The organism is Polaromonas aquatica (assembly GCF_042659145.1).
Classification (GTDB): Bacteria; Pseudomonadota; Gammaproteobacteria; order Burkholderiales; family Burkholderiaceae_C; genus Polaromonas; species Polaromonas aquatica.
Genome location: NZ_JBHSRS010000073.1, coordinates 25,865 through 32,008 on the forward strand (window position 1 = coordinate 25,865; position 6,144 = coordinate 32,008).

Annotated in this window: 7 protein-coding genes; 6 read left to right on the forward strand and 1 reads right to left on the reverse strand. The window is 63.1% G+C overall.

The features are described from left to right. Window positions 1-31 precede the first annotated feature (31 nt). From ACFQND_RS13565 to ACFQND_RS13585, 5 genes are all read left to right on the forward strand, one after another. Complete coding sequence (locus tag ACFQND_RS13565; RefSeq protein ID WP_371436733.1) at window positions 32-748, forward strand: 3-oxoacid CoA-transferase subunit A; 717 nt, start codon at window positions 32-34, stop codon at window positions 746-748. Between the two features lies 1 nt (window position 749). Continuing rightward, entirely contained in the window at window positions 750-1,391 is a 642-nt protein-coding gene (locus ACFQND_RS13570; protein WP_371436732.1) for a 3-oxoacid CoA-transferase subunit B, read from the forward strand. A 62-nt stretch (window positions 1,392-1,453) separates the two neighbouring features. After that, window positions 1,454-2,656, forward strand: coding sequence for a 3-oxoadipyl-CoA thiolase (gene pcaF / locus ACFQND_RS13575; protein ID WP_371436731.1), 1,203 nt, complete (start codon window positions 1,454-1,456; stop codon window positions 2,654-2,656). A 5-nt stretch (window positions 2,657-2,661) separates the two neighbouring features. Continuing rightward, window positions 2,662-3,396, forward strand: coding sequence for an SDR family NAD(P)-dependent oxidoreductase (locus ACFQND_RS13580; RefSeq protein ID WP_371436741.1), 735 nt, complete (start codon window positions 2,662-2,664; stop codon window positions 3,394-3,396). 114 nt (window positions 3,397-3,510) lie between these two features. After that, the gene (locus tag ACFQND_RS13585) at window positions 3,511-4,521 is read left to right on the forward strand and encodes a Bug family tripartite tricarboxylate transporter substrate binding protein (protein WP_371436730.1); all 1,011 of its coding nucleotides are present in this window, start codon (window positions 3,511-3,513) and stop codon (window positions 4,519-4,521) included. Window positions 4,522-4,739: 218 nt separating this feature from the next. Here ACFQND_RS13585 and ACFQND_RS13590 read toward each other — a convergent pair whose 3' ends face one another. Beyond that, on the reverse strand, window positions 4,740-5,657 hold the full coding sequence (locus tag ACFQND_RS13590; protein ID WP_371436729.1) for a LysR family transcriptional regulator: 918 nt from the start codon (window positions 5,655-5,657) through the stop codon (window positions 4,740-4,742). A gap of 98 nt (window positions 5,658-5,755) precedes the next feature. Here ACFQND_RS13590 and ACFQND_RS13595 point away from each other — a divergent pair. Continuing rightward, on the forward strand, window positions 5,756-6,144 hold a 389-nt coding region (locus ACFQND_RS13595), incomplete at its 3' end, for a Bug family tripartite tricarboxylate transporter substrate binding protein (RefSeq protein ID WP_377413854.1).

Here is a 6,144-nt window from a genome sequence, read left to right on the forward strand (position 1 = left end):
TTTTTGGCGCCCCCTGTTTGGAGACTATTGAATGATCAACAAGATTGCCCGCTCGATTGCCGATGCGCTGGCGGACGTAAAAGACGGTTCCACCGTGCTGATTGGGGGCTTTGGCACCTCCGGCATTCCCAGTGAACTGATTGACGGGCTGATAGAGCAGGGCGCGAAAGACCTGACGGTGGTCAACAACAATGCCGGCAACGGTGAAGTCGGCCTGGCCGCGCTGCTCAAGACCGGCCGTGTGCGCAAAGTGATCTGCAGCTTTCCGCGCCAGGTCGACAGCCAGATCTTTGACGGCCTGTACCGCAGCGGCCAACTGGAGCTGGAGCTGGTGCCGCAAGGCAACCTGGCCGAACGCATTCGCGCCGCGGGTGCCGGCATAGGCGCATTCTTCTCGCCCACCGGCTTTGGCACCGAACTGGCCAAAAATGCAGACGGCTCGGCCAAGGAAACCCGTGAAATCAACGGCAAGCACTATGTGCTGGAGATGCCGATTTACGCCGACGTCGCGCTCATCAAAGCCGAACAGGGCGACCGCTGGGGCAACCTGACTTACCGCATGGCGGCGCGCAACTTTGGTCCGGTGATGGCCACCGCCGCCAAAAAGACCGTGGCCACCGTGCATGAGATTGTTGAACTCGGCGCGCTGAATCCGGAGCACATCGTGACGCCCGGCATTTTTGTCCACCAGATTGTGAAAATTGACCGTGTGGCCACGCAGGCTGGCGGCATCAAACGGGCCGCATGACATGACTTACCAAAAACGCAGCAAAGACCAACTGGCCGCCCGCGTGGCGCAAGACATTTACGACGGCGCCATCGTCAACCTCGGCATAGGCATGCCGACTTCGGTGGCCAACCATATTCCTGCCGGCCGCGAGGTGGTGTTGCACAGTGAAAACGGCATCCTCGGCATGGGCCCGGCACCGGCCGAAGGCGAAGAAGACTACGACCTGATCAATGCCGGCAAGCAGCCGGTGACCTTGCTCAAGGGCGGGGCCTTTTTTCACCACGCCGACAGTTTTGCCATGATGCGCGGCGGCCACCTTGATATCTGTGTGCTGGGCGCCTTCCAGGTCTCGGCCACGGGTGACCTGGCCAACTGGAGCACCGGCGAGCCCGGTGCGATTCCCGCGGTGGGCGGCGCCATGGACCTGGCCATTGGTGCCAAGCAGACCTGGGTCATGATGGACTTGCTGACCAAAAAAGGCGAGAGCAAGGTGGTGGCGCAGTGCAGCTACCCGCTCACCGGCATTGCCTGCGTCAAGCGCATTTACTCCGAACTCGCCACGCTGGCCTGCACGCCGCAAGGCCTCAAGCTCATCGACAAGGTCGAGGGCCTGGAACACGCCGAGCTGGAAAAATTGATAGGCCTGCCTGTGGCGCTCTAATCTCCTCTGGCCTGATTTCACCTGATCACCATCTGTTGCAACCCTTTTTCATCGAGAACCTCATGACCCAAGCTTTCATTTGCGATGCCATCCGTACCCCTTTCGGCCGCTACGGCGGTGCCCTGAGCAGCGTGCGCACCGACGACCTGGGCGCGGTGCCCATCCGGGCGTTGATGCAGCGCAACCCGAATGTGGACTGGGCGGCCGTCACCGATGTGATTTATGGCTGTGCCAACCAGGCCGGCGAAGACAACCGCAACGTGGCACACATGTCCAGCCTGCTGGCCGGCCTGCCGATTGACGTGCCCGGCGCCACGCTGAACCGCCTGTGTGGTTCCGGACTGGATGCCGTGGGTACGGCCGCGCGTGCCATCAAGTCCGGCGAAGCCGGCCTGATGATTGCGGGCGGCGTCGAAAGCATGAGCCGCGCGCCGTTTGTGATGCCCAAGGCCGAGTCGGCCTTCAGCCGCAACAACGCCGTGTATGACACGACCATAGGCTGGCGTTTTGTCAACAAACTGATGAAAGCCCAATACGGCGTGGACTCCATGCCCGAAACCGCCGAGAACGTCGCCACCGACTTCAAGATCGAACGCGAAGCCCAGGACCGCATGGCGCTGGCCAGCCAGCTCAATGCCGTGGCCGCGCAAAAAGCCGGTCACCTGGCGCGCGAAATTGTGGGCGTGACGATTCCCCAGAAAAAGGGAGACGCCATCGTGGTCGACAAGGACGAACACCCGCGCGAAACCAGCCTGGAAGCGCTGGCCAAGCTCAAGGGCGTGGTACGCCCCGACGGCACGGTGACCGCCGGCAACGCCTCGGGCGTGAACGATGGTGCTTGTGCCTTGCTGCTGGCCGACGAAGTCAATGCCGCCAAATACGGCTTGACACCACGTGCCCGCGTGGTCGGCATGGCCACGGCCGGTGTGGCGCCGCGCATCATGGGTTTTGGCCCCACACCCGCCACGCTGAAGGTGCTGGCGCAAACCGGCCTCACGCTGGACCAGCTCGATGTGATCGAGCTCAATGAAGCCTTTGCCGCGCAAGGCCTGGCCGTGCTGCGCGCGCTGGGCCTGAAGGATGACGACGCCCGCGTCAACGCCTGGGGTGGCGCGATTGCGCTGGGCCATCCGCTGGGTGCCAGCGGTGCGCGTCTGGCTACTACCGCCGTCAACCGCCTGCACGCCACCGGCGGCCGCTACGCCCTGTGCACCATGTGCATTGGCGTGGGCCAGGGCATTGCGCTGATTCTGGAGCGGGTTTGAGCACAGTGACTGCATCCCTGCCTGAAACCACGGTTGTCACGGGTGCCAGTTCCGGCATCGGCCGCGCCATTGCAGAAGCCCTGCTGGCGCAAGGCTGCCACGTGGTCAACCTCGACTATGTGCTGCCGGACTGGAACCATGCGAGCCTCACGTCCTACCAGGCCGACCTGACCAGGGAAGCACCAACGCGTGAAGCCGCTGCCACGATCGCAGCGAACCACAACGTGACGGCATTGGTCAACAACGCCGGCGCCACCCGCCCCGGCACCATAGACACGGCCACCACGGCCACGCTGGACGACGTGGTGGGCCTGCACCTGCGCGCCGTGATGCTGCTGACGCAGGCTTTTTTACCAACTTTGCGCGCCTCGGGCCATGGCCGCATCGTTAACATGTCTTCGCGCGCCGCGCTGGGCAAGGTAGACCGCATCGTTTATTCGGCCACCAAGGCCGGCATGATAGGCATGACACGCACGCTGGCCATGGAGCTGGGACGGGACGGCATCACCGTGAACGCGATTGGCCCCGGACCAATTGCCACCGAACTGTTCCGCAAGAGCAATCCCGAGGGCGCGCCGCAAACAAAGCGCATCCTGGACAGCATTGCGGTAGGGCGCATGGGCACGGCAGAAGATGTGGCGCGCGCGGCGCTGTTCTTCCTGTCGCCCGACAACGGCTTTGTGACCGGCCAGGTGCTGTATGTCTGCGGTGGTACCACCCTGGGGGTGGCTCCGGTTTGATTTCTCACCCCGAATAGGGGCTTTTTCCTTCCCGGTTTCAGCAGTGCGATCCACAAGGTCAGCCGCTTGCGCATGACCGGGACTTTCTCTCTCCTTATCTAGAAAGACTTCTCCATGTCCCGCATTTCCATTTCCGGTCGCCGTCAATTCGCGCTGCGCAGCCTGACCGCAGCCGTGGCCCTGGGCACCGGCTTGCTGGCCAGTGTGCCTGCCGCAGCACAAGCGGCTTACCCCAGCAAGACCATCACCATGATCGTGCCTTTCTCCGCGGGCGGCACCACCGATATCCTGGCACGCATCGTGAGCCAGGCCTTGACGGCAGAGCTGGGCCAGTCCGTCATCGTAGACAACCGCGCCGGCGCGGGCGGCAACATTGGCGGGCAGGCTGCAGCCCGGGCGACGGCTGACGGCTACACCCTGTTCATGGGCACGGTCGGCACACATGCGATCAATGCGACGCTCTACAAAAAAATGCCTTTCGACCCGATCAAGGACTTCGCACCCCTGACCCGCGTGGCGAATGTGCCCAACCTGCTGGTGGCCAACCCCAAGCAGCCCTTCAAAAACGTGAAGGAACTGATCGCCTACGCCAAGGCCCATCCCGGCGAGTTGAACTTCGGCTCCTCGGGCAACGGCAGCTCCATCCACCTGTCTGGTGAGCTGTTCAAGACCATGGCCAAGGTCGACATGCAGCACGTGCCATACAAGGGCAGCGCACCGGCCGTGACCGACCTGCTGGGCAACCAGATCGCCATCATGTTTGACAACATGCCCTCGGCCATCCAGCATGTGCGCTCGGGCAAGCTGCGCCCTATCGCCGTGACGACCGCCAAACGCTCGCCGGAACTGCCTGACGTGCCGACCATCGCCGAATCCGGCGTGCCCGGTTACGAGGCCACATCGTGGTTCGGCCTGTTTGCGCCCGCCGGTACGCCGCCGGCCGTGGTGGCCAGGCTGAACACCGCCATCGTCAAGGTGCTGGCCAAGGCCGACGTCAAGAAGAAAATCAACGAGCAGGGCGCCGAGGTGTACAGCGAAACGCCCGAGCAGTTCTCAGCCTTTATCCAGAAGGAATCGGTGAAGTGGGGCAAGGTGGTGCGCGAGTCCGGCGCCAGCGTGGACTGAAACTAATCCGGTAGCTGGCCATGCGCTGCCCGGGGGCTGCATTTGCTATTAATTTAGTAGCTGGTTGCGCTCATTCCCCCTGGGCCAGCGGCCTGTTTCACTCCTGAATTGATCTTTCTGGCGGTCAGCGGCCCTTTTCCGGGCCGTAGCCATTTCAGCCCAACAAGTTCACCGCCGCCATGGCGGTTTTCTTTTTGTCACTCAGCTCTCTTTTTTGCTTAAACGTCAGCTGTTGTTGATGAGCGCATCTTTTTCACGATGCACTCGCGCAGCCAGCGCAGGCCTTCGTCTTCCTCGCGGCGCAGCGACCATGCCATCTGGGTACGGAAGGGAGGCAGCTCGACAGGCGGCTTGAATGTTTTGACCAGCGGTTTCACGGCTTCGCTGCGCAGCAGCCCGGCTGGTGCGGTCAGCACCATGGGTGTCCCTGCCAGCAATGACGGTGCCACGGCGAAATGCGGCACGGTCAGCACAATCCGCCGCGCCAGTCCGCGTTGCGCCAGTGCTTCGTCGATCAGGCCCAGCGTGTCACCCTGCACCAGCACGTTCAGGTGGTCGGCATCCAGGTATTCCCTTTCGGTCATTGCGCGTCGCAGCTTCAGGTCACGCGCCACGCCGCACAGGTAGGGCTCGTCCTGCAGCGGCGCGGTGCCCAGGTCTCCCGTGAGATTGTTGAATACCCCGAAAGCCAGATCGAGCTGGCCCGAGCGCAGCATGCCCGGTGCATCCACCCGGCCGGCGTGGAAAACACGCAGCCGCATCGACGGCGCCTGAGAACGTATCTGCGTGGCGATGCGTGACAGCACGGCGGCGGCTGAATAATCGGATGCGCCTATGTGGATGCTGCGCTCAACCGTGGCCGGATCAAAGCGTCCGCCATGCGAGAACAGGCGACCCACCTGGGTGAGCAGGGAGCGCACTTCGGGCAGGGCGGCCAGCGCGCGGGGCGTTGCCTCCATGACACGCCCGTTGCGTACCAGGATGGCATCGCCGAAGGCCTCGCGCAGGCGCGCAAGGGCGTGACTGAGTGCCGGCTGCGAGAGGTGCAGGCGGCGAGCTGCACGTGAAACGCTGGCTTCCGAAACGACGGCTTCCAGCACGACCAGCAAATTCAAATCAATGCGGTGTAGATCCATGTATCCATTGTGTGCATAGACCGTGCATCGAAACAAATCATTTTCCAGACGCGCGGCCGGGCGATAAGGTATCACCTTCTGCAACCAGAGGAGTGATGATGAACCTGAGACAACCGCACTACCGCCAGGTTATGCGCCGCAGATCGGTGCTTGGCTTGGCCGTGGTGCTGGCCGCCATGCCGGCATGGGCACAAACCTTCCCTGCCAAACCCCTGCGGCTTGTTGTGCCATTTGCCGCGGGTGGTTCCACCGATGTCGTTGCACGGTTGGTGGGGCAAAAGATGGCCGAGTCCTTGGGACAGCCGGTGCTGGTGGAGAACCGGCCGGGCGCCGCCGGCGCCATCGCCACCGACCAGGTCGCCAAGGCGCCGGCGGACGGCTATACCCTGCTGATGGCGACCACCAGGGAGGGTAGGGAGAAGGCATCACTGCCTTCCCCCCCCCTAAGAACCGTACTTGCGACTTTCACCGCATACGGCTCACGCAC

Excerpts from the sequence above, each read along its gene's own strand:
- pcaF (WP_371436731.1), top strand. The coding sequence starts at position 1,454 with ATGACCCAAGCTTTCATTTGCGATGCCATCCGTACCCCTTTCGGCCGC.
- ACFQND_RS13585 (WP_371436730.1), top strand. The coding sequence starts at position 3,511 with ATGTCCCGCATTTCCATTTCCGGTCGCCGTCAATTCGCGCTGCGCAGC.
- ACFQND_RS13565 (WP_371436733.1), top strand. The coding sequence starts at position 32 with ATGATCAACAAGATTGCCCGCTCGATTGCCGATGCGCTGGCGGACGTA.
- ACFQND_RS13590 (WP_371436729.1), bottom strand. The coding sequence starts at position 5,657 with ATGGATCTACACCGCATTGATTTGAATTTGCTGGTCGTGCTGGAAGCC.
- ACFQND_RS13570 (WP_371436732.1), top strand. The coding sequence starts at position 750 with ATGACTTACCAAAAACGCAGCAAAGACCAACTGGCCGCCCGCGTGGCG.